We start from the raw sequence: 24,461 nt of genomic DNA, 5'->3' as shown, positions 1-24,461 counted from the left end.
TGTACTGTTAACTGATTACTATGTACTGATGAGAAATTCATATATGACTAAAGTTGCTTATCTTCAATGTCCATCGGGGATTGCCGGTGATATGTGTCTGGGAGCCTTGGTAAGTCTGGGTGTGCCTTTGGATTATCTCACTGAACACCTCAACAAATTGGGAATTCACCAGGAATACCAATTAAGGGCAGAACTTGTCCAACATCACGGACAGCAAGCAACTAAAGTTCATGTGGATTTAACACATGAGCATGGGCACCACCACCACGAACAGGAGCATCATCACCATCACCATCATCATGCCCGCCACTTGCCAGAAATTGAGCAGATGATTCTCCAAGCCAAGCTGCCATCGCGGGCGGAGGCTTGGAGTTTAGCTGTATTCCGCCAGCTAGCAATTGCTGAAGGGGCGGTACACGGCGTTTCCCCGGAAAAAGTTCATTTTCACGAGGTGGGAGCCGTGGATGCAATTGTCGATATTGTTGGTACTTGTTTGGGGTTAGATTGGTTGGGGATTGCCAGTGATGACGCAGGATGGCCTTTACTTTACTGTTCAGCGTTCCCCACAGGCGGGGGTACAGTCCGCGCTGCACATGGACGAATGGCAGTACCCGTACCCGCAGTTTTGAAGTTGTGGGAAATGCGGGGTTGTCCAGTCTATAGCAACGGGATTGAACGAGAATTAGTAACACCTACAGGAGCCGCGATCGCTACTACTCTAACCAGAGAGTTTGGTTCACCACCACCAATCACCGTTAAACAAGTAGGATTGGGAGCAGGTTCGGCAAATTTGCCCATCCCCAATATACTACGGCTCTGGCTGGGCGAAAGTAGCAGTTTACAGTCAGATTTTACCAATTATGGGGATGCTAACCCAACCTTAGAAACTATCTCGGTTTTGGAAACCCAAATTGATGACTTAAATCCCCAAGCCATTGGCTATGTATTTGACGCTTTATTTGCTGCGGGTGCAGTAGATGTGTTTACCCAACCGATAGCTATGAAAAAATCCCGTCCGGGGATATTGATAACGGTGATTTGTCATCCAGAAAATTTACCTAACTGTGAAGCAGTTCTCTTTCGGGAAACTACTACATTAGGAATTCGCCGCACCACTCAACAACGCACAATTTTACAACGAGAAATTCAACAGGTAGAAACTGCATATGGTTCAGTACGTGTCAAAGTAGCATGGCAAGGAAAAGATATCATTACTAACGTCCAACCAGAATATGAAGATTGTGCAGAATTAGCGCGGCAAAACAATCTTCCTTGGCGAGAAATTCATCGTTTAGCGCTGCAAAGTTGGTATCTGCAAAAGTCAAATTAATCTCAGGTGCGCAATACCCAAATTGACAAAACAACTGACAACTGACAACTGAGGAACGAAACCCAACATTTTCCGGGGTTTGTTGGGTTTCACTTCGTTCAACCCAACCTACATTTACTGACACGCGTTCGCGTAGCGTCTCGTAGAGAAGCGCCATAAAAAATAGGGCAAGCTTTTTGCTTTGCCCTACAATTAACCGATGAGTAATTAATGGGTAATTAAGTTAAATTATCTCAATGTATCTTTGACTGCATCTGCGGCATTTTCGCCAGCATTTTGGGTATTGTCTTTGAGATTTTCTACGCCGCGTTTGGTTCCTTTAGCAACACCTTCGCCTAACTCTTTCGCAGAGCTACCAATATCTTCACCGAGGTTTTTTACTCTTTGACCAAAAGGTGTGCCTTGACGGTAATTTTCTACATATTGATCTACGCTGTCAATGCCTTTTTCATCAATATTTCTTTGAGCATTATCTCGCAGCGCTTTACTTCTAATTTCTGCGGCTCGTTGAGTATTTTCCGATCTGTAATCTACATCATTAAAGTTATTCATCCCACCGCTAGGAGTGTTGAGTTCGTAACTTTTTGTCGGATCGTAACGTTCAGCATTAGGTGGTTGTGCGCTGGGTTGTGGTGGCTGTGCGGCTACGCCGGGATTATTACAAGCTTGTGTCAGCAACAGTAATGCGCTGGCTACAAAAGCTGTTAAAACTTTCGCCGGACGAATGTTTTTTAACCAAGCAATAACTCTTTTCATTATGCGACTCCTTACGTTATTTTGCAGAATTCAAAATTTAACTAATGACTAATTGCCCTATCTACCCACTGCTGGATCTTTTTGTAATTCAGGGCGAGCGGCTGCTTCATCTGCCTTATCTTGTAAAAAGCCAGAAGCATCTTTGAAAGTTTCTTTGACAGTTTCTAGTCTGTCTTGAATGCGATTACCAACATCTGATTGACGTTGAATTAAACCGCCTGGTTCAGGTTGTTGGAAATTCTTTTCTGTAATTAGTGGTAATTCAGCTTCTTTTCTCGCTCTACCTGCTGGAGTTTCTGCACCGGGGTAAAGTATTTCTGATTCTCGATTGAGGTTACTGGTAGCAATCAATAGTTGTGAATTTGAATCTAGTAAGCTAGCTCGATCCTGTTGATTTTGGTTGCTAGGGTTAGTAATTTTGGGATCGGTGGACATTCTATAATTGGTATATTTATCCCCACCATTTTTGTAAGGATTATTTGCACCACCAGCTTGGACGGCGGGATTTTGGGGATTTGCACCTTGAGCATTTGCTCCACTACAAGCAGTGCTAAACATCAACAATAGACTGGCAAAACATACAGTCAGAATTTGGGTAAGCCGTAGTTTTTTTAATAAAGCTGTCAAACGCTTCACTCATTCCTCCTTACAACTATAAACAAGCCGATTTTCGCCGAACATAATTGCTAGTTCTGCGAGATTTGCTGTTGTTTTAAGTTGACTAAATTTTGTTCAACAATTATCAATAATATGGCGAGTTAATCAGCTTTTCCTCTAGCGTAAGTCACATTTAAATTGCATCTAATACGCGATTCTTATCTAACCCAAGAGAGATATTATATAAGTCAATTAGCTGCGGATACTGATTACAGGCATTTTCGCTATTGTTGGTAATATATAATTTTGTTTAGCAATTAATTTTGAATTTATATTTACTAAGATAACTTTGTTAAATAATATTAACTAGACTGTGAAATTATAAATCCTCATAGTTGAGAGACTTTTGATAAGTAACTATGTACAATCGGAAATGCGACCAAAGCAAAAATTTTCTTTGATGATAAAATTTTATAGTTTGTAGTGGAATTGATAAAAAATGTCACAAAAAATACATCAATTTTTTGGCTATTAACAGCATATTTGATGCATGAATTGGTTGACATGTGTTGATGTAGCTCAAAATTTGAGATGTTCAGCCCAAGAAGATTTAACCGTTAAATTACTGGAATGTGGAAGAAAATTTTACGTTGGATAATTTTAGGCGGAACGCTGTTTTTTTTAGGTAAAGCCTTAAAGGATCATTGGCAAGAAGTAATTAATATTGAAATTGATGCGATCGCCTGGGCGATTTTAGCGATCGCCACTGGTGTCACCTTATTAGCACATACTTGGGCTGGCTGGATCTGGACTTGGGTATTACGGGAGCTAAATCAGCCTGTAAAATCTGTAGAGTTTATCCAGGTTTATTTAAAAACCAACATCGCTAAGTATTTACCGGGTAATGTATGGCACCATTACGGGCGGATTGTTGCTGCTAAAAATGCTACTGGTTCTCTGAGTGTGGCTACTTTAAGCGTAGTCATGGAACCTTTGTTAATGGCGACTGCGGCTTTAATTTTCGTTGTTATTTTTGGCACGCAACTAACATCTGCTGATGGTATTGTGTGGCGGATATTACAATTTCTCTGTTTAGGTGCGATTCTAGCGGCGCTACATCCCGTGTTTTTCAACCCAGTTATTCAGTTACTCAAAAAATTGACGGCTAAAAAACTGGATAAAGATGGTAAAGAAAGCGTAAATCTTAATATTGAACGCTATCCTTTACGCCCATTGTTAGGAGAGTTAGGCTTTTTAGGATTGCGGGGTACTGGGTTTATTTTAACAGTTTTCGCCTTGGGGCCTGTACAGGCTGATGATATTCCCTTGCTGCTGGGTGCTTTTAGTTTTGCTTGGCTGTTAGGCTTTGTGCTTCCCGGCGCACCTGGGGGGTTAGGAGTGTTTGAAGCAACTGCGATCGCACTTTTGCAAAATCATTTTCCTCCAGCTTGGGTGATTAGTGCGATCGCTCTCTATCGTCTCATTAGCATTATCGCCGAAACTGCTGGTGCCACCCTAGCCTGGCTCGACGAACGTCTAACAACTCAACACCCTAACAAATGACAATTGTACAGACGCGATTAATCGCGTCTCTAACAAATGACAAATGACTAATAACTATTGACTTTTATCTAATCGCAGTTGTGAAAATACCCGATAATCATCTAAAGTTTGCGAGTTACGACTAGACTGTGTTTTTTCCATATTAATTAAATTGTATTCAACATTCTCTGCATAAATTGCAAAAGTAATATTGAAAAATTCCAGAAAATTAATAAACCATTTACATTCTTCCTCTGGATAATTTTCGTAATAACTAATTAAATGAGCAATGCGAATTTCTAAATGGCTGCGGGAATTCCGCGATATTAAAATAATCTTTAACAAGACAATCACCAATGTTAAAGGATTACCTCCAGAAAGTAATAAAATAAATAATGGTGAGGGTTCTTTACCCGTTTCGATTGTCAAACAGTCAATTATGCGGTTACAAGTTCTCAAAATTAAGTTGTTATTGATAATTTCTTCATTAGCATCTGATTTCCAGTTATCTAATTTTTCTGATAAATATTTCCGGACATTATTAATTAATTCCTGGTTATCTACAGTAAAAAACAAATATTTTTTGATACTTTCTTTAAACTCTTCTAGAGTCTGATTCGCGGTTTGTTTGATAAATATATTCGCCAGATTTTCATAACTAAACACCCCCTTTTTGACAACAATGGTTTTGATTAGCCGCAACACATTATCGCCTAAAATAGTAGGGTTCTTATAACGTTTATTACTAGAATTAGCAGACTGAGAACGCGCCACATACATAGCCAGTTCAAATTTAAACTTATCTTTCATCTGACGAGAAAGCTTTCTGGCTACTTCTTGCTGCTCTCTTGGTCTTTTCGCATCAAAAGATTGAGCGACTAATAAATAAGAAGTGTAGCGATTAGACCAATTACTATTACCTTCATACTTTTGTGCTTGTTTTTTGTATTTATAAGCTAAATTTTTGAGATCCTTATAGTCTTTACTTTCAACAAAATTTCTCAGCCAACCTTGAAAAACTTTAGTTTGTGGGTGATTACTATATACTGAATTTTTAGAACTTTCAAATAATTTAATTAATTTTTGAATATACTTATATTTTCTTTGAGCTTCCCAATTATTAACGATTATATAAAAGCAACGTTTTATTGTATGATAGAATTCTTTTTCACTACCCAGAAAAGAAATTCCATATATACCTGTAGATTTACCTAAATTAACTGAATCAAGAAAATCGATAAATAATCGTTTAAATTCGTTTAATACCTCATCTGGCGGGCATTTTTGGACAATTTCAATTAAGTAGCTATAGAGTCTTTCCTGTGCAATTTGGTTATTGCTCTGTTGAGACTTGTACTTAACAAAATCTTGCTGTTCCTGACTACCATCGAAACTGTTACTTGTCATCCCAGTGCTAAAGACCCAAAGCTTACTGATTTTATTGTTATCAGCTTAACCTTGGGACACAAGAGCATCAATCTATTTTTCAAAAATTAAATAATTTTTTTCAGAGAATTTATGGAAAAGTAGCAGAAATCCGCTCAAAACTCCAATAAATTACTGTTATATCTCAATACGGTTCAGTTAAGGATAATCGTAGGTTGGGTTGAACGAAGTGAAACTCAACAAAACCTCGGAAATGTTGGGTTTCGTTCCTCAACCCAACCTACACAGTTTAAGGTTTTCAAGGCTCACTGAACTGTATTGTGTTATATCTGTTTTGTTAATTACGCACTTTCCGCTTGCTAGCAATGATGGATCGCAAATTACCTAATTTTAGGGCTTGAGTCTTTAACTATCAACCTTGCAAAACTCTTACACGCATAAGTTGCTAGTCAGGACTTTAGCCCTAGAATTTTCAAGCACTCAAGCTGACCATTTTCTCAGCTTCTAACCAGAGGCTAGCTACAGTATATTGCATAAATACTGAATTTTGCTTGGCATTACAAGAACTCTTGAGTTGTACAGTTTTACTTTCATCTTTCACTAATTTTGCTTGACAGGTATATAGCGCACCTGTAGTTTTCGCAAAAGTGAGTTCAGCTAGTACTGAATTATTATCTAAGCTTTGCTCTAAGATTTTTCCCGCAACTGTATAGTTAAACCAATCCCATCCATAATGGAGAATTAATTCTTTCTCTACAATTTGCAATGGTGTTGGTAGGATACCCCAGCCGCGATAGACTTGGTTTAAACAATTAATATCGCCTGTACGAGTCACAATAGCTTTGAACGAATCTTGTTCTAACGCCCCATAATACCGCCCTTCTGGTAAATCTATCATTGTCGGAGCAAATCTATGTCCGCCAATATGACTAGCTCGCCAAATCCGCACATTTTCTAAACTTAAATTGGCTATAGTACTTTGCGCTGAGAAATAAAAAGGATTCCCATATCTAGCACAGCATTTATCATGGCTACCGTGGGTACAGATGAGAATATCTCTCGTACTACTTCTTTGTTGTTCAAAATCAAGAGTTCTACCTCTTAAGAATTTTTTGACAGTTCCAGCTACTTGCTCAATATTTTCTAGAAGAAATTCTGATTTTTGATATCCTTGAGTTAATCCCTTTTGTTTTTGATAAATCAACAAAGTAGTTTGTTCTACTTTATGGGATTGGTCGTTAGCAATTAACAAAAATCTTATTGCTAGTTTAGCTCGCTTTACCTCTTCTACCAAAGTTTTTAAATTACTTGGTACCCACTTAGAGTCAAAAGCTTCTGATGTCCAAGGTGGAGGACATTCCACTAAAATATAAGTGTCGTAATTGGTAGCACTACCAATCAGTTTTTCTCCTATTTGTCTTGAGGAATCTGCACAAAAAAAAGTATTCATATATCTGTGCTCATGGGTAAATGTTATGGACAAGTTTATAAAAAAGTAAATTTGCAATCCTGGCTACAATCACCATCAATTAGCATTGATGAAAGTTAAGCAAGTAGCCACTTTATATCATTCATTTCTACTCAACCTTCTTCCGGTTAATAAAATTTCTCCAATATAGTTAAAGAAGCGTTGTAACACTGCTTCCGTATTGTCAAAGTTATTTTTATATCTTTGATAGATCAAATTGATAAAATCTATCAATTGCTGTAAAAAGCCTTGCTGAATCTGGCTTAAACAGCCAGCAGCCAAGTTCTGCAAATTCCAGCTACTTAATCCGTGTGGGTAGTTTAAATTACATTTAAACTTTTGGCTAAGTTTATGGTTACTATTTGAAAATTTTATTAACTTATTCATATAGTCATTTATCAGCCCTGTCTCTACATCTGGGGTTAGACTTTTGCTGTTATGCCATGTTGCAGAGAATCTGGGCTGTATAGTCCAGGATTGATAAGAATAATTCTCATTTTGGTAATAGGCGCTTGTGAATTGATGCTGATTGTTAATAGTTTGCAAAACCTTTGTTTTTAGGCAATCAGTTTTGCAGTGTTTGTTGAGGCGCGATCGCGATTTTAAGTTCATATTGAAAATATTTCTCAATTAACTTAGAAAAAAACAAAATGGGATGTAAAATTGAGGTCAGCTATTTTGTTACCTTCACTGAAAAAACAGCAAGGCTAAAAAAAACACCAGTAGAGGCGCTCTAATAAATATTTAAGCTTGGGTAGCAGGGAAATTTTTTCCAAAAAACTGCTATTCGCTCGCTAAGACTCAGTTTTTATGGCTGCAATCTAGCGTTTTATCCATTTAATCTCCTGAAATGGACATCAGGCGCTTGTTTAGATACCTGCTTTGACTCTAGCGGAAGTCAATAAGAAATGCAAGTATTTGGGAATATTTATACATTTTACTAAAAATTTTTGGTTTGTGCAGGCTTGATTAAATCAAGATTAACAACTAAATAAGACCTGAGATTGCTGGTTAATTTAAGTATTGACTGCTTCAATACTAATAATAATAATTTTCAATAGCTGGATATAGTTGTTAGGGGCTTAAGTATGACTTAAACCATAACTCGTAGGGCTGGGGCGGGTTCACAAATATCCTCACTGTACAACGATAATTCTCAATCAACCCGCCCCTACTGACTGTTGACTAATATCGGTTCCCAGCCATTTAGCGACCAATTAAATAACGAGCGCCTAAAAGTAGTAAGAAAATACCATAGAGCTTTTTCATAGTTTCGCTGCTAATAAAAGGCTGATTGGCAAATAATGCGCCAAATAAATTACCTATTACTAAGCCAGCCGCAATAATCGCTGCATATTTGAGATTTAATTGACCGTTGCGATAGTAAACTACTGCGCCTAGAATGCCAATTGGTAAAATTTGGGCAGCAATTGAAGTACCTGTAGCAAACTTTTGATCCATACCCATAATTAATACCATTGCTGGTACCATAATTGCTCCGCCACCAATACCAAACATACCGCCAGCAACGCCAGCTACTAACCCAATTATCAACAATTGAATGAGAATATTAGACATAATTAATAGTCAGGAAATGTGAGATGACAAACTGATTTTCTGGGAAAAAATTGATTTAGGTAGCATTCCATGTACTCCTTTTTGCGGACTATTCACCACTTGAGTAATCCGAAAATTGACTGCTAAACTACACAGTACATATGCATCTTCTGGCGATAAATCAGCGAAACGTTCCAGAAATTCAATCATATTTTTCAGGGCTAATTCTAAAGCTGCGTCTAAGGTTTCACCAAAGCCCATTGTGATGATATCAGTAGGAGTTTCGGCAATTGGTGTGGTTAAATTCCAACCTTGACGCAGCTTGAGCTTGATTGTACCATTCATGGAAGTTTCAATGGCAGTGACATTAACTTCTCCATCTCCTTGGGCTGCATGTCCATCACCGATGGAAAATAAGGCACCAGGGACAAAAATCGGTAAAAATAGGCGCGATCCTGGTTGTAGTTCTCGATTATCAATATTACCCCCATAAGCCCCAGGGGGAATAGAATTTCGCGATGCATCTGGGGTAGCAACGCCCAGGATACCAAAAAAGGGTTTGAGGGGAATTTTAATCCCGCTAGCAGTTGGGAATTCCGCGATGTTATTTGTTAAATCTAAGGGAATAAATCTTAAAGCTGGTTGAGGAAATTTTTCTGGTAAAGCACCCCAACCGCTACGAATAGCATTGAAACCTACAGGTAAACTTGGAGCGATCGCATTTAATTCTACTTCTAAAACATCCCCTGGTTTTGCATCTCGTACATAAATTGGCCCTGTGAGTAAATGCGGCCCGCCAGCAATTTTTCTTTCTGGGGGTAAATTTTTGCAGATGTCGAGAAATTCCGGTGTCATAAATTCCGGTGGGGCTTGCTCGTAAACATAATAACCGCTATAAGTTTCTACCTCGATTGTGTCACCGGAATTAACAGTTAAGGCTGGTGTTAATACATGAGAAAAACCACCAAGATGAACTGTATCTTTGGTGGCTTTTAAAATGTGATGAGTCATATCAATTTTGGATTTTAGATTTTGGATTTTAGATTAAAAAATCAAGTAAATTAGGTACGCGCTTCGGGGCATGGCAGTGCCAGTGCCCCTACAATCAACGATAATCTGTACCTCACAAACTGGCAATCTGCTGTATCAATTTTGGATTTTAGATTACAGCAGTTTTCACCTATTTGAACCACATCTGTCGTATAAAAGAATAGGGAGAGATTGTAGGGGCAAGGCATTGCCTTGCCCTCTGGAATATATTTATATATGTCGCCAACATTATTTAATTAACCAATGGAAATTAACGAGGAAGAATATCATCTAAGCGAATATGAAACCCAGGTAAAAGCGGTGAATTAATTGGTTGATTTAGTCGGTATTGTTGTTGAGTATATGTATCTTCAACCAATTGACAAACTGTAAAGGTAGGTTGTTTGGGTTTACCAATAAATGCTATACCACCTAATCCGCGATAATCTACAATCCAATATTCAGGAATCCCTAATAGCGCATATTCCTCAACTTTGCGCGCATAGTCTGTTTCCCAATTAGTGCTAACTACTTCTACTACCAATTTAATCGATTTTCCCAATGTAATTACAGGTTCTCGTTCCCAGAGAGGTTCACGATTAAGAACGGTTTCATCGAGAACTATGATATCAGGACGACGGACTGTAGCCGCATCTGTAAAGGGGTAAATTAAACAAGTGCGGGGAATAAACCAAGGAAGTTGTTCTGCAACTAGATGTATCCCTATTTGTGTTGCCAGTTTACCACTCACTGTTTCATGAGGGCCTGTAGGTTCCATATCAATTAGTTCTCCATCTACCAGTTCATAACGAGGATTTTCTTGGTAATGGGCGATAAAATCCGCGAAAGTCAGAGTTTTTGGGAAAATAGAAGTCATAAGGTCATTGTCAATAGACAATAAAATTACTTAATTTTGAATTTTGAATTTTCTACTCATCCTCCCACATGCACCCCAGGACGCCTTTGGGGATTCTTCTCAGCGCGACGCAGTACTTCTCTGGTGACTACGGCAATATCACCTTCACCAAACAATATAAACCGCAGTAAATATTGTATGGGGTTACCTTCAGCCCAGCCGAAGTAAGCATGGGGAATTTTACCTGTTTGATCGCGAATATGCAGCAGTAAAGCAGCGATCGCATTTGGTACGGCTGCACTTTCCGCCCGCAGAATCCGATAGTCGCCTACTTGGATACCTTTAACTTTAATGACATCCGCAAATTCCGAAGCATCGGATACCATAATTTCTAAGAACAAAACCGGATCGTGGGCGGGAATATGGTTATCTTCCCTTACCTCTGTTTCTTTGGCGGTATATTCTGCTACGTCGCCTGCATTCAAGCGATTGGCAATGATTCTGATTGCGCCTTGGCTTTCTTCGGCAATAAATTCGCGGGCGCGATCGTCTATTTCAATTCGCTCTACGCGCAGTTCTGTGGAACGCCAGACGCGAGAAATTAAGGAGGTAATAATGATACTGCTAATGAAGAAAGCCGCAATTCTAATCCCTTCTGGTCTTTCAATAATATTAACAACAGTAGTATATATAAATACTAAGGTAATAATTGCAGAGATAAAAGTTCCGCGATGTAATCTTTGATGATGCAGGGATAAGGTAACAGCAAAGGCGGCGGAAGTAATTAATACTAGTACGCCAGTGGCATAAGCCCCACCTTGAGCTTCGACATTTGCCCGAAAGATAATTGTGACAATAAAGGCGATCGCTGTATAAACTAAAACTAAAGGACGGGCGACTCTTGCCCAATCGGGAGCCATGCCATAGCGGGGTAAGTAACGGGGTACAATATTCAGCAATCCCGCCATTGCTGAGGCTCCAGCAAACCAGAGAATCGAAATCGTACTTAAATCGTAAATTGTGCCAAAGGTGTTACCTAAATACTGATGTGCTAGGTAAGCTAAAGCCCTACCGTTAGCTTTCCCACCAGCCGCAAATTCTGCGGCGGGAATGAGTAAAGTAGTAATCAAGCTGCTGGTGAGCAAAAAGAAGCTCATAATTAACGCCGCAGATGTCAGTAGCTTGCGCGTGTTGCGAATTCTTCCTCTAGGGTAATCGGGACTATCGCTGCTGCTACCTTGAACTAAGGGCATAACTGTTACCCCAGTTTCAAAGCCAGATAAACCCAGTGCTAGACGCGGGAATAACAACATCGCCGCACCCAGCATTGATAAGGGGTTAGCATTTTGGGCGAATAATGCAGTTTGCCAATTAGCGATCGCGCTAGGATTAATGAGAATTTGATATCCACCAACGCCAATCACAACCAAGTTTAAGAGCAGATAAGCACCTACTAAAAATACTGCTATGCCGATTGCTTCTTTAAAACCCCGCAGAAAAACTACCCCTAGTAAGGTAATTAATAACAAAGTAATCCCAATCTCCTGACTGTGGAAGAAATCTGGCGTTAGGGGATTTTCAATAATATGGGCTGTAGCATCAGCCGCCGACAGGGTAATAGTGATAATAAAGTCCGTGGCGACAAAGCCAAGCAAGCACAGCACCAGAATTTTACCTTGCCACCAAGACAGCAAGTGTTCTAACATCGCAATTGACCCTTCACCATGAGGGCTTTTACCTGCAATGCGTCGGTAGATGGGTAAGGCTCCAAATAATGTCAGTAAAACCAGAATCAGCGTTGCTATGGGTGAAAGGGCACCTGCTGCTAGTGCGGCAATTCCTGGTTGATAGCCCAGAGTTGAAAAATAATCCACACCAGTCAAGCACATAACTTGCCACCAGGGATGCTGATGATGTGGTTCTTCCTTACGGTAGGGCCCTGGCTTCTGTCTTCTGTTTTCTTCCAGCAACCAGCGCATAAACCGTTTGCTGAGTCTTTTGCGGGAAACCATTGGTTTAGCCATTACATACGCTTGCTTTGATTGCAAAATTTGGCTTTGTCATTTCTTTAAGCCTTTGCCGTCTATTAAAATTTTCGACTACAAAGGCACAAATAATTTATTTCGGTCGTGTATATTATTCGATTTAGCAAAAAATTGCAATTGCTCCTACTTACCTAGGGGGTAGAAGTTGTGTCAATTGTCAATAGTCAATGGTCAATGGTCAATGGTCAATAGTCATTTGTTAGAGACGCGATGAACCCTTGTCTGTACAATTTTCATTTGTCCTCCTTGTCCTCCTTGTCCTCCTTGTCCCCCTTATCCCCCTTCCCTAGCCCCTAGCCCCTAGCCCTAAGCCCTTGCTAATAACGGCGCAGCAGCTAATAAAGTTTTAGTATAAGGATGCTGAGGATTTGCAAAAATTCGCTTTGTTGCGCCGATTTCGACGATTTTACCGCCATTCATCACGGCAATGCGATCGCATAAAAATCGCGCTAACCACAAGTCATGGGTAATAAACAGATAGGTTAGCTCAAATTCTTGTTTTAACTGCAACATTAAATCCAGTACTTGTGACTGAACGCTAGCATCTAACATACTCACAGGTTCGTCACAGATTAATAGTTTAGGACGAGTAATCAAAGCACGCGCGATCGCTACTCGCTGTTGTTGTCCCCCTGATAAATCGGAAGGATAACGCTGATAATAAACTTCTGCGGGTGTTAAACCGACTTTTTCCAACATCCACAATACTTCTTCTTTAGCTTTAGCCGCATCCGCGAGATTGTGAATTAATAAGGGATCGCCTATACTTTGTCCTACCGTCATCGCTGGGTTGAGACAAGCATGGGGATCTTGAAACACCATCTGCATTTGTCGCCGGGAAGAACGTATTTGTTGACGAGATAATTTAGTTAATTCCTGTCCTAAAAATTCGACTTTACCACCAGTAGGTTTAATTAATTGCAAAATTGTCCGTGAAAGGGTGCTTTTACCACAGCCTGATTCCCCCACTAATCCTAAAATTTCCCCTGGATACAATTCTAAATCAATTCCATCGACAGCTTTTATTGTTTGACTTTCGCGTTTAAATAATCGCTCAATAAAATTCGGTTCAATAGTGTAATGCTGCTTGAGTTCGCTAATACGCAAAATTGGCGATTCTGCTTCCCGGTTGGGAACTTGCTGCTGTTCGTCATTAGCGAGAATTAATTCCCCGCTATCATCTACCGCTTGGATATGCAAAGCTGCTTGTAAAAGCGATCGCGTATATTCATGTTGAGGTTGACGAAATACCGTTTGCGTTGCCCCCATTTCCACCATTTTACCTTGGTACATGACGCCAATGCGATCGCAGTATTCCGCAACCATTGCTAAATCGTGGGAAATCAACAGCAAACCCATGTTTTCCTCCCCGCACAATCTAGTCAATTCCTGCAAGATTTGAGCGGAAACGGTGACATCTAAGCTGGTAGTCGGTTCATCAGCCACAATTAACTTGGGATTGAGAAGTAAAGCTAAAGCGATCGCTACCCTTTGTCGCATTCCCCCGCTAAACTCATGGGGATACTGATTCCACCGACTCGCCGGAATTTTTACCTTTTCTAAAGTTGCGATCGCTTTTTCCTTGGCTTGTGCTGCTGATAATTCTGGTGCGTGCGCTTGGAGAGTTTCAACACAATGCTTACCAATAGTCATCAATGGATCGAGGCGCGTCATCGGATCTTGGAAAATTAACGCCACCGCTTCCCCGCGAAACTTCCGCATTTCTGGCGGTGTTAAATCAAATACGTTCTTTCCCTGGAATTTTGCTGTGCCTTCAATCCTACTAGATCCAGGTAGCAACCGCATTACAGCCCGCCCCAAGGTTGATTTACCACAACCAGACTCCCCCACCAAGCCCATTCTTTCACCAGCTTGCAGTGTAAAAGATACATCATCCACAGCCCATTTAAGCTCTTCTCCACTGGGCTGAGGATAAGCAACGCGCAGATTTTCCACAGAAAATAAAGCTTCACTCATAGTTTTTTATCAGCTTGCGCCACGAGTTTTTATATTTGCAAATTTAGGCTAGTCTAGCAGATTAGTAAAACTCGTTTGCGGTTCATATCTGGCTTACAAGACAGGCAGAAGTCAGAAGGGAATTAAAGGGGATCTTAAACCAATTTGGCAGAAGGTACAGAAGGCTCAATCACGAACAAAAACTTTAGATCTTTGCCCTCTGCCTTTGTTGATAATTCATTTTTTGCAGTTCCCTAAAAACAAATGCGTAGTCGTAGCCCGCCTTAAGCCTCGCCAAAAACAATAAAACCTAGCTATACAGCCGCTTATTGCCATACATCGCCATTTTTGAGCAATTAATCTACCTTTTTACCTGCGGAAAACACTAAAATGAGTGCGCGATTTACTTAAATGAGTAAGCAATATACCTTTTCACTTGCGGAAAACACCAAAATGACTGCGTAATTTACCGAAATAAGAAGGCGAAAAGGCTTAATTAGTAGGTGAAATAGTATTTTACCTGTGGAAAACACAATAATGAGAACTCGTTAAGGCTTAACGAGAAGGCGAAATGGCTTTTTGCTTACTTAAAACAAGAAAATGAGTACTTGATTTCGATAAACAAGAAAGCGAAATGCTTTTTTGTTTACCAAAACTTTAAAAATGAGTCCTAAATATATGTAAATGATAAAGCTGGCGCATTTTGCCCATTGTCAGGCAATGCAAGCCAGCGATCGCACTACGTTAATAAAATTAAAATTTAGCCTGTGTTATTGATCAAAGTCCGGCATCATTAGCAATTCAAGGTGCGTTAGCCTGCGGCATAACACACCCTACTTCTTAAACTCCTATATTTGACAATCCGTAAGTCTTGATGTCAGAGCAGAGAGTCTTTTCCTTCTTCCATCCAATCTCATGCTCCATATTGCTCTAGGTAGGTGCCCTGCTGGAGAAGCTAATGTAAATGATAAATCTTCATAAGGCTCCCACTTATTTTTGCTCCGCCATCCAAGACACTCTCCAAAATAGTTCCAGGTTTTCAAATCTAAGTCGGCTTTTCCCCCAACTCTTTCCCATAGTTGCTTCTGGATACTAAAACCAAAGCGTCCGTTACTGTATAGTAACCATAAGCCATCAATAGTTAATAAGTCTTGACAGGGAAAGCTTTTTATATGTTCTACTCTAAGGTAACGTTCTTTTTCTCGATTAGATATTTTCAGCATAACCTTCCAGGTTTCTTGATCAGCTTCTCGCCATTTTTGAGATATTAGTAGATCTTGCAGAATTTTATAATTCATTCCTACTGCTGATCTCAAATTTGGAGGAGTAATAACTTGTATTACTTGAGCAGCAGATTGATAGCGCTCTGTGACATAATCCTGAAGCAAATTATCTAAAATTTGTGCCAAAATAGGAGTAATAATGGTAGCAAATGGTAAGCATTCTCTCCATATCCATTTACCTTTCAACGCATCATAGAGAGAATCATAAACTCCTCCATTTGGTAAACATCCAGTTAATAGTCGAATACAAGTTACTCCCAAACTATAAAGGTCACTAGCAGGAAAAACCTGACCGCGCATTTGCTCAACTGGTGCATATCCAGGTGTACCAACTGTAGTTCCTACTTGTCCAATAATTGAACCAATTGTTTGTTTAGAAACACCAAAATCAATTAATATAAATTTGCCGTCTTGTTGACGACGCATAATATTTTCTGGTTTGATATCCCGATGAATTACTCCGCGTTCATGAATAAATTGCAGAACTGGTAATAAATCATTCAAAAGCTGTATTATCTTTTCTTCGCTAAATGTTCCCTGTTGCTGCAATTCTTCTAATAAATTCTGTCCATTAATAAATTCTTGTACGAGATACAAACGCTTATCCTGTTCAAAATAAGCAATCAGGCGGGGAATTTGCGGATGTTCTCCCAATTCATACAAACGTTTCGCCTCTTGCTTAAACAATTCTGTTGCTTTCTCTAATGCTGCTGTTCCTTGTACTTGCGGGAAAAATTGCTTAATTACGCAAGGTTCATCCATTTTGTCTGTATCTCTGGCTTCATAAGTCTTACCAAATCCACCCTCACCTAAAAGCCTAATCACACGAAAGCGGTTTCGGAACAATGGTGTGAGTGTTTGTCCACAATGAATGCAAAACTTATTGCCATCAGGATTAAAGGTATTTGAGCAATGAGGATTGGAACAGTAGAGCATGTCTGGGAAAATATCAGCAGGTGTATATATTAAGTGTTCCCATTTCTGCTTGCTATGATGGTGTTCAGAGTGCGATCGCTTTTGTTGTGAAGTGAAATAATGGTGTTCAGAGTGCGATCGCTTTTGTTTTGAGTTGAAATCATGGTGTTCAAAGTGCGATCGCTTTTATTTTGAGGTGAAATCATGGTGTTCAGAGTGCGATCGCTTATTTTTATTAAATCTCTAAAGATACATCAATCTATTATAGAAAGAATGGCAGAGCCAAACTGTATCAACTTAACGCGAAACCCAGTTACCGCAAGGAACTGAAGTTACTTGCTAATAGCCAAAGTCATCGTCAGATTCCTAAATATCCTCAAAATCTTGAGTCTACTTCAGTAGACTTGGGCTATTAGCCTTGGAATTCATTCCAAGGCGGTTGACTGTCATTAACCCTACAATCTGTCATCTTCTTTTATTTAATTGGTATTAGAATCAGAATTTGAACTTTGGTTTTCTGAAGTCACGGGTGATTGTGCATCTTGATTTTTAACTTGATTTTGTAAGGCTTTACCAAGAACATAAGAAGTACTGCTAATACCTAATAAACCTAAAATCTGATCGGGAATATTTGTCGGGAAAGCTGGTGGCTGACTACTAGTAATAATAAGTACCAAACTCATAGAAATTACAAAAGTAAATATTAATAACTGAAAACGTGCGAGGCTAGCATCACCTGAACTGTCACTAATCAGTTTATTCAAATTAATTCCTCTTTTTTTCTCAGCATCATAATTCCAAGTACCTTCCCAAATAAATATAAGAATGAATACTTCTAAAACTACCAAAAAAAATGTCAGAGTAAAACCAATCACCAGCGCCAGAATTAAAAAGTCTTTCTGCACATCAAACACGCCCGGAACTCCGTTGTTTCAAAATTGTAGATAACTTACCCCAAAGGTAGACAAAATTACTCCCTCCGAATGCAAACAAAAATTCTGAGGGGATTGGTGGCATACTACAAGGTACATGCTTCAATTTGCAAATCTTGACGCTATACAACACATTCAACAGATAGTATGCTGCGAATATTAAAGTAATTAACAATAGCTGCAATCCATCCGGACTAGATTGATTATTATTTCTGGTAGCTAATAAACTTTTAAAATTAATCTTATTTTTGAATATAAAAAAGCTAATTGAGGATATTAATCCTAGCATAAACAGCCAAAATTCTAACTGAATCAACTGAGATAGAAAGTTGAATCCCCATTGAATTTCCACAATTCAGCCTCTTCTCAACTACTGTCAAGACAGTTAACATACTAAGGGCTGAATTATATTTTTATACTAAAGGTCAGATAAAATTTATTTTAAGATAAAAAAGTTAGCTAACCTTAAAAATTATTCACTTAAACTTACAGCAAAATAATAGCGATCGCTATAGATAAAAAAAGCGACACTAAGGTTTAAATACTCTTATGCAAAGGTTTCCGCGATTTCTCATATTGAGTACGCGCTTTGGGGCATGGCAGTGCCAGTGCCCCTACAATTAACGATTATCTGTACCTCACCAACTTGCAATTTACAGCATATTTCAGGTAGATGAGGTACGCGCTTCGGGGCATGGCAGTGCCAGTGCCCCTACAATTAACGATTATCTGTACTTCACCAACTTGCAATTTATATTATGTATTAACGTTTACAGTGCTTAAAAGTTTTCTATATAAGGTCTTCAAAATTACAGAATTTAACTATCGCCAACAATCTGAGAAATCGGTAATTTCGCAATTTCATCTGTGAATAAATCAGTAAATTAAGCAGTAATATTTACTTGATTTATCCCCTATTCCGCTTAAAGATAAAAATAAATCAATCAGTGCCAATTTTTAACTAATCGTTAAAAGCTATATTTATCAGTGTTTGTAGCTATAAAACAAGAATTACAAATAATTGATATTGTAATTTCTTATCATTATTTTATACCGATAGACATATTCCAAAATCAGGAAATCTTGCCCAAAAGTCAGATATTTAGGCCAATTCTGCGCAAATTTGTCAGAATAGAATTTACCTGCAAAAGTACGTTTTGCAAGGAGTTTCATCTCTATTTCACGACAGAAAGGTAAAAGTATCATGCAGACAACTTTAGAAGTAGTTCAGGCTGCTGTGAATGCGCATCAAAATGGCGTCAAAACCCTCGACCAAGCCATCAAAGAAGCCATTAATGAAGCGCGGACAACCTGCGATCGCAATGGCGATAATTCCCCCAATTGTGCTGTAGCATGGGAAATTGTGGAAGAATTGCAAGCTGAAAAAGCCCATCAACAGCAAGCCAAAAAACGCAAAACCGATTTAGAAAGCTACTGCGAACAGCATCCAGAAGCAGTTGAGTGCTTGATATACGATGTTTAATTTTTTGTTAATTTTCTCTCAAATTAGCGATCGCTGATTTAGTGATATGCTGAATTGCTTCTAAATTAGGCGATGGTGTTTCGCTATCCATTCTCAACCATAAAAGATACTCGATATTCCCTGCAGGCCCGGTAATTGGCGACCAAGTTAAACCTTGATATTTCCAGCCTAAGCTTTCCGCCGCTTGCAAGACATGGAAAATCGCGTCTGCATGGTCGTTTGGGTCGCGCACCACGCCTTTTTTACCAACGCGGGATTTACCAACTTCAAATTGTGGCTTGATTAATAATACTGCTTCCCGTGGCGCTTGGGTGAGTTGCCACAAAGCTGGCAAGATTTTCGTTAAGGAAATAAACGAAACATCAACCACTGCCAAATCGGGAATGGCAGCGTTTTCGCCATACAATTGCTGTGGTTGTAGTTGGCGTAAGTTGGTACGTTCCCGCAAAATTACCCGCTTGTCATTGCGTAAGCGCCAGTCAACTTGTCCGTAACCCACATCAATGCCGTAAACTTGTTTAGCTCCAGCTTGCAGCAAACAATCGGTAAAGCCACCTGTAGAAATCCCCCCATCTAGACAAATGCGTCCTTCTACAGGAATTGCAAAGTTTTCTAAAGCTTTCGCCAGTTTTTCGCCGCCTCTTGAAACAAAACGCGATCGCTCTTTAATCTGAATATCAGCAGTAATATCAACTTCTGTACCCGGTTTATCTACAACCTGCTGATTCACGCTGACTTCCCCCGCCTGAATGAGTCGCTGTGCTAAAGCGCGGGAAGTACATAAATTTCTTTCTACTAAAAGTGTATCGAGTCGTTGTTTAGCCAAATTAACTAGATCGTCGTGAGCATTTTCACTTTAGCCTAAGAACTAATGATTTTTTAACTCCCTGTCAAGGGAGTTAATTGTTAGTCAATAGCGCGCTTAAGTTCTTTAAACATAAGCCTCAGACCATAAGCAGCAGTTTGACTGATGATTAAATTACCGAAACCGCGTTTAATTTCCTTTTCCTTTACAGAAGAAGTTTTACCCGCAAGCGATTGGTCAAGTGACAACTGCATGTTTTGCAGTGTCAAATTGAGAATTGCTTCAATCTGTGGTTGTTGGTCTTTGGGAAGCATGGGCAGTAGGGATTCTTTGAGCGATCGCCTAAGTTCATCCATTGCTTTTTTCTGGGTTCTGCTAAGTGCTTTTTGTTTCCACAGTTCTGGGTTGTCTTGAAACTGGGATTTACGCTGATCGTAAAAATCACCCAGCTTTTGGCCAGTTTCGTTTTTGGGTCTGGCGTGGTGTGGAGCAATGCGGTTAAATACCCACAAGTACAGCTGGGAGCGACAAAATCTTGACCCACCAGTTTTGTAAGCTTCCTTATCACCAGATGACTCCTCATCTTTGGCCATGCCCAGCCGCCGCTTGAATCTGCCCAATGATTCAAATTTAGTAATCGGGTAAATTTGGGAAATAAACAGCGCTTGTTGGCGATCGCCAATTCCGAACTGGGTCATAACTTTGCGGTAGGGCATAAATTCAGGAGCATCGAGCAGTTCCAGAATTTCAGCTACCATCTTGTTTTCCCAGTCCCGTAAATCACATAGTAAATTCGCCAGGGTACGGGTAAAGTCAGAAATTCCGACTCTGTACTTTGGAGCGATGGATTTAGCATAAAGCCGGTCGTAATAACTGGATTTACGCACTGTGTTCCGTTCTCGTCCGGCTAGCCAAGCCCACAAAGGAACCATACCATCATCACCAGGTTTAGTAGCAGATAAAGCAGCTTCGGGAAATTCTTTAGCTAACTGTTGGCGAATGCGGTTAATTGGTGGTGATTGTATGCGGTTAATAGACTGCAATTGCAACCACAATTCTCTTAACCTTGCCACATTTCCAGCATTGAAATGTAAGAAGAACTCATCATTATGCCAGTGTATGAAAGCATACAAAGCTAATGCGGCTGCATCTGCTTGGTCGTTCTTATCAGGTAGTTTATTTTGCTTCCTGAAATGTTTAACCTCAGCATGACCAACCCAGCGAACTTCTATATTTTCCATGCTGCAAATATGCGCCCAAATCCAACTGTAATGTATACCAGTAGGTTCAAGGATAATTGCATCTGGTTTTAATTCTAACAGTGCGTTAATACCCGCGATGTGAGCTTTAAAAGTTAATGGGTCATTATCCTTTGGGCGGCGATGCTTTCTGAAGTATTCTCGAAAGTTTTTTGGAAGATTTTCTTCAGTATTAATCAACCAACCGACGACGCTATTTTTACATACGTCTAAGCCTAATATTCTCATTTCAAGGTTCAGTAATTGGTGAAATTTTGCAGCAAAAACTGTGCTAAAATGAGTCACGAATCACCCAAATTAGTGTAAACAATTCACTTTTAAACTCAAGCACAGTGGAAATAATTAACAGCAGTGGATTCATGAAAATGCGAAACCTTTAAGGTCATTTCTATTGAAAAATCCGTGCTGCTGTTTTATTTCCCTCTGGAAAACCAGAGGCGAGTTGAATTGCGCGACTCAACCCACGACGGTAGCATTTTTGGCTACCGTTTCGGCTACTGAGTCAAGTAGCCATCATCAGGCGGATTTAATAATCATCTTCGTCATCTTCGTCGTAATCATCATCTTCGTCATCATCAGTGGTCACAACTTCTGATTCAACTGTTACAGCAGTTAGAAGATTACGAAATTGAGGCATTGAGGGTGCATCGGGGTTTAATCCTTGTGCTTTTAGGAATGCTGCGGTAGCGTCCCATTCTTGGCGCAATTTGTTTAATTTGTTTTCCAGTTGTGCGACTTCACGAGCGATTTTACTTCTCTCTTCATAAAGTTCATGAGCGGGTTTACCGACAATCTTTATAGCTCGTTCTCTCAACTCATTTGCAACTTCTTCTTCAGTTTCATTATCTTCTAACTCAACAGTCCATCCGTGTTTTTCATTGCTGTAACTACCAATTGAGATAAGAAAATGTGCATGAAATCTTTTAATCTTCATCTTCATCCTCTTCTTTTTCAAAATCAATTTGATTTAATTCGGCAATAGCTTCAAGGATTAAGTCATCGCAAGATTCATTAGTATCAAGATTTAACTCCTCTTGTTTACTTAATGCTGCTAAAGCTAGTTCAATTTTGGCTTTAGCTCTTAGGCATCTATGCCAGATGATGTAGTAATCCCAAGCTGGGTCTGGGGTGAAATTCGGAATGTCAGAATTTATCATTTTGGCAAGCGGTTCTAGGAACTTTCACATTATCAATTATTCGCTGAATTTCTAGAGGGGATAAGCTTTTGTATTGCTCAGTAGCTATTGCCCCTATATGTTGCTTCCAAGCTTCAATTTCTTCGCCTGTTATGTTGGCGAGAAATTGTATTGCTACTCCCATCCCTAGGAGGTTCAACACATACAAATCTTTTGGTAAAGTAACAGATTCATCACTCATAATTACCAAGCATCTTCTGGTTCGGTAGATGTTTGTTGATTTTGAGATGTACTTATACCTTCGTGTATCTGCTGGTTTATCTCCTGTTTCAGGTCGCTTAATTGTTGCTGAAGGATGTTAATTTCATCCTCATATTTTTTAGCAGCATTCTCTCTGATTTTTCGCTCTACTGTTTCCATAAGAGCGGAAGTTTCAGAGTCTATATCATCACCTGGATGCAGTTCTGCAAACATTTCTAAGCGTTTACTTTCGTAGTTATCCAGGTTTAAGACGCGCTGATAACTGATAGTTTTGATTTCCATGAGTTACACTTCAACTTGAGCGTGAGCGAAAACTAGTTTAAGTTGCAGTTGGGGTACATATTTACCCATAAAGTTTAAGTAATGTTCTGCATCGCCACGAGTTCCAAATCCTTCATGAAAAACCCATTTAGCAGATGGGTTTTCTTGTCTGTAAATGTGCCAGGGTAAATTTTGTTTTTGTAGTTGATTCATAGGTTGTTCGTCATTGGGTGTTGGTTATTGGTCACAGAAAAGCCAGCAACCAGTGCTGCTGGCTGTGAGTAATCATGGTTTTGTTGTAAATACGTGACGGACGTAAAATCATGTGTTTTTCGTTATACGTACCTCCTAACGAGACGACTAAGCTTGATATGGGCGGTGTGTGGCGATTTGTTGCCCATGAGAATTTCTGTTGATTACCAAGTCTGCACGGGGTGCAAGTGGTAAATTTCGCGGCGGGCGCTGCGGGGTAATTTTCTTTCTGGTGATTTTCCCCATCAGTTCTTGTGGCATTTCTGATGGGAGTAAATTTTCATCATGTTGAAGATATTCATGCATATCTCGCTCAACTGCACGCGCTAATCTGGGACGCGATCGCAAAAGCATAGCGTTTGTTCTGTCCAGCATCTCAGTGAGGATTTTCACCTGGGTCTTGAGTTGCTCAATTTCTGCTTCTAGTTGGCGAATGCGTTTTTTTCGGGTTACATACTTTGTTTTGGTCATAGTAGTAATAAAATGCCAGCGCTGGCGGGGGTTTGCGCGCTTTTGTCTTTAAAACTGCGATCCATCACTAACTACACGGTAATTAGCAATTTCATGAGTGCATCTGTGCGTGAGCCATTACCTACACGCCAGCCTCTACGGGATTTTCACCCAGGTCTTATATCCACAGTCCACCCTGTCACCAGGTCAGCAATTAGCCCTTGGCTCTATGGAATGCCCTACTAAGGTCTTTTACAGATTGCAGCTGCAATACAAATGCACGTCATCAGCTTTGACTAAGCCACGACTTATATAAGACAACACCAAGTCATCTCTCCCAAATTCAGCCAAACACCATACAGGACACTGGTAGCCTGAATCACCTTTCATCGGTTTTCAACGGCTATTGCATAAAGTGCTACTTTCCTGGTTTTGGTTTCACTTTCAAGGTGAGACACTTTTGGAACCAGCCAAAATACTGTTTCTTACCGAGCCAATCGTTTTGGCTGGTGTTTTTGTTGTCTATGACTAGACATTATGTCTGTATGGGGTGCTACTTGTCAACCCGTCTAGACATAATGTCTAAGCGGGTTATTATGGTAAAGAAAAGAGTGAGCAGAGAACAAGATGGGGGTGAGTCACCCTTGAAAGCCCTAAGAAGTGAACTAGATATGTCTCAAGAGGAATTTGGGCGTTCTATTGGCACAACAGCCAGAACTATCAGTAGATGGGAAGCTGGTGATACTGTGCCAACGTTCACAATTGCCCAGATGAAAGCTCTTGATCGTTTACTGAAGTTAAAAGGTAGAACTATTCAGGATTTACCTGATGACTTTGGCCCACGTGGTCGATTACCACAACCTGAGTAGAAAATGAGCCGCCTTGTTGGCGGCCGTAAATAC

25 protein-coding genes are annotated in these 24,461 nt (G+C 39.8%); 4 read left to right on the top strand and 21 right to left on the bottom strand.

From position 1 onward, the window contains the following. Nucleotides 1–43 precede the first annotated feature (43 nt). The gene (gene larC, locus H6G08_RS20150; protein WP_190546136.1) at nucleotides 44–1,330 is read left to right on the top strand and encodes a nickel pincer cofactor biosynthesis protein LarC; all 1,287 of its coding nucleotides are present in this window, start codon (nucleotides 44–46) and stop codon (nucleotides 1,328–1,330) included. 228 nt (nucleotides 1,331–1,558) lie between these two features. Here the strand turns inward: larC and H6G08_RS20145 are convergent, their stop codons facing one another. Beyond that, nucleotides 1,559–2,086, bottom strand: a complete 528-nt coding sequence (locus H6G08_RS20145; RefSeq protein WP_190546134.1) for a hypothetical protein — start codon at nucleotides 2,084–2,086, stop codon at nucleotides 1,559–1,561. 57 nt (nucleotides 2,087–2,143) lie between these two features. After that, a complete protein-coding gene (locus H6G08_RS20140; protein WP_190546132.1) occupies nucleotides 2,144–2,722 on the bottom strand; it encodes a DUF6658 family protein in 579 nt (192 codons plus the stop codon). A gap of 591 nt (nucleotides 2,723–3,313) precedes the next feature. Between H6G08_RS20140 and H6G08_RS20135 the strand changes: the two genes are divergently transcribed. Beyond that, nucleotides 3,314–4,246 (top strand): lysylphosphatidylglycerol synthase domain-containing protein, encoded by a 933-nt coding sequence (locus H6G08_RS20135; protein WP_190546130.1) that lies wholly within the window; start codon nucleotides 3,314–3,316, stop codon nucleotides 4,244–4,246. Nucleotides 4,247–4,300: 54 nt separating this feature from the next. Here H6G08_RS20135 and H6G08_RS20130 read toward each other — a convergent pair whose 3' ends face one another. The 11 genes from H6G08_RS20130 to H6G08_RS20080 all read right to left on the bottom strand — a co-directional run bounded on the left by H6G08_RS20130 (nucleotide 4,301) and on the right by H6G08_RS20080 (nucleotide 17,634). Beyond that, nucleotides 4,301–5,632 carry a Sll1247 family protein gene (locus H6G08_RS20130; RefSeq protein ID WP_190546128.1) on the bottom strand — a complete coding sequence of 444 codons (1,332 nt, stop codon included), beginning with the start codon at nucleotides 5,630–5,632 and terminating at the stop codon, nucleotides 4,301–4,303. 451 nt (nucleotides 5,633–6,083) lie between these two features. Then, nucleotides 6,084–7,061 (bottom strand): ferredoxin family protein, encoded by a 978-nt coding sequence (locus H6G08_RS20125; protein ID WP_190546126.1) that lies wholly within the window; start codon nucleotides 7,059–7,061, stop codon nucleotides 6,084–6,086. 117 nt (nucleotides 7,062–7,178) lie between these two features. After that, entirely contained in the window at nucleotides 7,179–7,466 is a 288-nt protein-coding gene (locus tag H6G08_RS37220; protein ID WP_206758299.1) for a hypothetical protein, read from the bottom strand. Nucleotides 7,467–8,285: 819 nt separating this feature from the next. Further along, nucleotides 8,286–8,657 carry a sulfite exporter TauE/SafE family protein gene (locus tag H6G08_RS20115; RefSeq protein ID WP_190546122.1) on the bottom strand — a complete coding sequence of 124 codons (372 nt, stop codon included), beginning with the start codon at nucleotides 8,655–8,657 and terminating at the stop codon, nucleotides 8,286–8,288. A 9-nt stretch (nucleotides 8,658–8,666) separates the two neighbouring features. Continuing rightward, nucleotides 8,667–9,647 carry an acetamidase/formamidase family protein gene (locus H6G08_RS20110; protein ID WP_190546120.1) on the bottom strand — a complete coding sequence of 327 codons (981 nt, stop codon included), beginning with the start codon at nucleotides 9,645–9,647 and terminating at the stop codon, nucleotides 8,667–8,669. A 289-nt stretch (nucleotides 9,648–9,936) separates the two neighbouring features. Beyond that, entirely contained in the window at nucleotides 9,937–10,542 is a 606-nt protein-coding gene (locus tag H6G08_RS20105) for a Uma2 family endonuclease (RefSeq protein WP_190546118.1), read from the bottom strand. Between the two features lie 56 nt (nucleotides 10,543–10,598). Further along, complete coding sequence (locus tag H6G08_RS20100; RefSeq protein ID WP_190546117.1) at nucleotides 10,599–12,545, bottom strand: APC family permease; 1,947 nt, start codon at nucleotides 12,543–12,545, stop codon at nucleotides 10,599–10,601. A gap of 327 nt (nucleotides 12,546–12,872) precedes the next feature. Beyond that, the gene (locus H6G08_RS20095) at nucleotides 12,873–14,543 is read right to left on the bottom strand and encodes a dipeptide ABC transporter ATP-binding protein (RefSeq protein ID WP_190546115.1); all 1,671 of its coding nucleotides are present in this window, start codon (nucleotides 14,541–14,543) and stop codon (nucleotides 12,873–12,875) included. Nucleotides 14,544–15,370: 827 nt separating this feature from the next. After that, a complete protein-coding gene (locus tag H6G08_RS20090) occupies nucleotides 15,371–16,741 on the bottom strand; it encodes a serine/threonine-protein kinase (RefSeq protein ID WP_190546113.1) in 1,371 nt (456 codons plus the stop codon). Nucleotides 16,742–16,770: 29 nt separating this feature from the next. Beyond that, a complete protein-coding gene (locus H6G08_RS20085; protein WP_190546111.1) occupies nucleotides 16,771–16,926 on the bottom strand; it encodes a hypothetical protein in 156 nt (51 codons plus the stop codon). A 273-nt stretch (nucleotides 16,927–17,199) separates the two neighbouring features. Further along, nucleotides 17,200–17,634 (bottom strand): hypothetical protein, encoded by a 435-nt coding sequence (locus H6G08_RS20080; RefSeq protein WP_313942213.1) that lies wholly within the window; start codon nucleotides 17,632–17,634, stop codon nucleotides 17,200–17,202. A 1,222-nt stretch (nucleotides 17,635–18,856) separates the two neighbouring features. Here H6G08_RS20080 and H6G08_RS20075 point away from each other — a divergent pair. Continuing rightward, nucleotides 18,857–19,135 carry a Calvin cycle protein CP12 gene (locus H6G08_RS20075; protein ID WP_190546109.1) on the top strand — a complete coding sequence of 93 codons (279 nt, stop codon included), beginning with the start codon at nucleotides 18,857–18,859 and terminating at the stop codon, nucleotides 19,133–19,135. A 7-nt stretch (nucleotides 19,136–19,142) separates the two neighbouring features. Here the strand turns inward: H6G08_RS20075 and H6G08_RS20070 are convergent, their stop codons facing one another. The 8 genes from H6G08_RS20070 to H6G08_RS20035 form a co-directional block, all read right to left on the bottom strand. After that, complete coding sequence (locus H6G08_RS20070) at nucleotides 19,143–19,961, bottom strand: TlyA family RNA methyltransferase (RefSeq protein WP_190546107.1); 819 nt, start codon at nucleotides 19,959–19,961, stop codon at nucleotides 19,143–19,145. A gap of 80 nt (nucleotides 19,962–20,041) precedes the next feature. Beyond that, on the bottom strand, nucleotides 20,042–21,427 hold the full coding sequence (locus tag H6G08_RS20065) for an IS110 family transposase (protein WP_190546105.1): 1,386 nt from the start codon (nucleotides 21,425–21,427) through the stop codon (nucleotides 20,042–20,044). Between the two features lie 298 nt (nucleotides 21,428–21,725). Then, nucleotides 21,726–22,133 carry a hypothetical protein gene (locus H6G08_RS20060; protein ID WP_190546103.1) on the bottom strand — a complete coding sequence of 136 codons (408 nt, stop codon included), beginning with the start codon at nucleotides 22,131–22,133 and terminating at the stop codon, nucleotides 21,726–21,728. Beyond that, nucleotides 22,123–22,356, bottom strand: a complete 234-nt coding sequence (locus H6G08_RS20055; protein WP_190546101.1) for a hypothetical protein — start codon at nucleotides 22,354–22,356, stop codon at nucleotides 22,123–22,125. Before H6G08_RS20055 ends, H6G08_RS20060 begins: the two co-directional genes overlap by 11 nt. Then, entirely contained in the window at nucleotides 22,343–22,576 is a 234-nt protein-coding gene (locus H6G08_RS20050) for a hypothetical protein (protein WP_190546099.1), read from the bottom strand. Before H6G08_RS20050 ends, H6G08_RS20055 begins: the two co-directional genes overlap by 14 nt. Nucleotides 22,577–22,578: 2 nt before the next feature. Continuing rightward, nucleotides 22,579–22,878, bottom strand: coding sequence for a hypothetical protein (locus H6G08_RS20045; protein WP_190546097.1), 300 nt, complete (start codon nucleotides 22,876–22,878; stop codon nucleotides 22,579–22,581). Nucleotides 22,879–22,881: 3 nt separating this feature from the next. Further along, nucleotides 22,882–23,070, bottom strand: coding sequence for a hypothetical protein (locus H6G08_RS20040; protein ID WP_190546095.1), 189 nt, complete (start codon nucleotides 23,068–23,070; stop codon nucleotides 22,882–22,884). Between the two features lie 147 nt (nucleotides 23,071–23,217). Beyond that, complete coding sequence (locus H6G08_RS20035; protein ID WP_190546093.1) at nucleotides 23,218–23,580, bottom strand: hypothetical protein; 363 nt, start codon at nucleotides 23,578–23,580, stop codon at nucleotides 23,218–23,220. Nucleotides 23,581–24,155: 575 nt separating this feature from the next. Between H6G08_RS20035 and H6G08_RS20030 the strand changes: the two genes are divergently transcribed. Continuing rightward, on the top strand, nucleotides 24,156–24,428 hold the full coding sequence (locus tag H6G08_RS20030; RefSeq protein WP_190546090.1) for a helix-turn-helix transcriptional regulator: 273 nt from the start codon (nucleotides 24,156–24,158) through the stop codon (nucleotides 24,426–24,428). The last annotated feature ends 33 nt before the right edge of the window (nucleotides 24,429–24,461 follow it).

This window comes from Calothrix anomala FACHB-343, assembly GCF_014696435.1.
GTDB classification, from domain to species: domain Bacteria; phylum Cyanobacteriota; class Cyanobacteriia; order Cyanobacteriales; family Nostocaceae; genus Aulosira; species Aulosira anomala_A.
This window is presented reverse-complemented; position numbering and strand designations above follow the sequence as displayed.

Bases quoted from the DNA above. Each gene is read 5' to 3' on its own strand.
- H6G08_RS20065 (WP_190546105.1), bottom strand. From the start codon at position 21,427: ATGAGAATATTAGGCTTAGACGTATGTAAAAATAGCGTCGTCGGTTGG.
- H6G08_RS20040 (WP_190546095.1), bottom strand. From the start codon at position 23,070: ATGAATCAACTACAAAAACAAAATTTACCCTGGCACATTTACAGACAA.
- H6G08_RS20110 (WP_190546120.1), bottom strand. From the start codon at position 9,647: ATGACTCATCACATTTTAAAAGCCACCAAAGATACAGTTCATCTTGGT.
- H6G08_RS20060 (WP_190546103.1), bottom strand. From the start codon at position 22,133: ATGAAGATTAAAAGATTTCATGCACATTTTCTTATCTCAATTGGTAGT.
- H6G08_RS20055 (WP_190546101.1), bottom strand. From the start codon at position 22,356: ATGATAAATTCTGACATTCCGAATTTCACCCCAGACCCAGCTTGGGAT.
- H6G08_RS20135 (WP_190546130.1), top strand. From the start codon at position 3,314: ATGTGGAAGAAAATTTTACGTTGGATAATTTTAGGCGGAACGCTGTTT.
- H6G08_RS20095 (WP_190546115.1), bottom strand. From the start codon at position 14,543: ATGAGTGAAGCTTTATTTTCTGTGGAAAATCTGCGCGTTGCTTATCCT.
- H6G08_RS20035 (WP_190546093.1), bottom strand. From the start codon at position 23,580: ATGACCAAAACAAAGTATGTAACCCGAAAAAAACGCATTCGCCAACTA.
- H6G08_RS20130 (WP_190546128.1), bottom strand. From the start codon at position 5,632: ATGACAAGTAACAGTTTCGATGGTAGTCAGGAACAGCAAGATTTTGTT.
- H6G08_RS20105 (WP_190546118.1), bottom strand. From the start codon at position 10,542: ATGACTTCTATTTTCCCAAAAACTCTGACTTTCGCGGATTTTATCGCC.
- H6G08_RS20075 (WP_190546109.1), top strand. From the start codon at position 18,857: ATGCAGACAACTTTAGAAGTAGTTCAGGCTGCTGTGAATGCGCATCAA.
- H6G08_RS20145 (WP_190546134.1), bottom strand. From the start codon at position 2,086: ATGAAAAGAGTTATTGCTTGGTTAAAAAACATTCGTCCGGCGAAAGTT.
- H6G08_RS20050 (WP_190546099.1), bottom strand. From the start codon at position 22,576: ATGAGTGATGAATCTGTTACTTTACCAAAAGATTTGTATGTGTTGAAC.
- H6G08_RS20100 (WP_190546117.1), bottom strand. From the start codon at position 12,545: ATGGCTAAACCAATGGTTTCCCGCAAAAGACTCAGCAAACGGTTTATG.
- larC (WP_190546136.1), top strand. From the start codon at position 44: ATGACTAAAGTTGCTTATCTTCAATGTCCATCGGGGATTGCCGGTGAT.
- H6G08_RS20090 (WP_190546113.1), bottom strand. From the start codon at position 16,741: ATGCTCTACTGTTCCAATCCTCATTGCTCAAATACCTTTAATCCTGAT.
- H6G08_RS20115 (WP_190546122.1), bottom strand. From the start codon at position 8,657: ATGTCTAATATTCTCATTCAATTGTTGATAATTGGGTTAGTAGCTGGC.
- H6G08_RS20045 (WP_190546097.1), bottom strand. From the start codon at position 22,878: ATGGAAATCAAAACTATCAGTTATCAGCGCGTCTTAAACCTGGATAAC.
- H6G08_RS37220 (WP_206758299.1), bottom strand. From the start codon at position 7,466: ATGAATAAGTTAATAAAATTTTCAAATAGTAACCATAAACTTAGCCAA.
- H6G08_RS20030 (WP_190546090.1), top strand. From the start codon at position 24,156: ATGGTAAAGAAAAGAGTGAGCAGAGAACAAGATGGGGGTGAGTCACCC.
- H6G08_RS20085 (WP_190546111.1), bottom strand. From the start codon at position 16,926: ATGATTTCACCTCAAAATAAAAGCGATCGCACTTTGAACACCATGATT.
- H6G08_RS20125 (WP_190546126.1), bottom strand. From the start codon at position 7,061: ATGAATACTTTTTTTTGTGCAGATTCCTCAAGACAAATAGGAGAAAAA.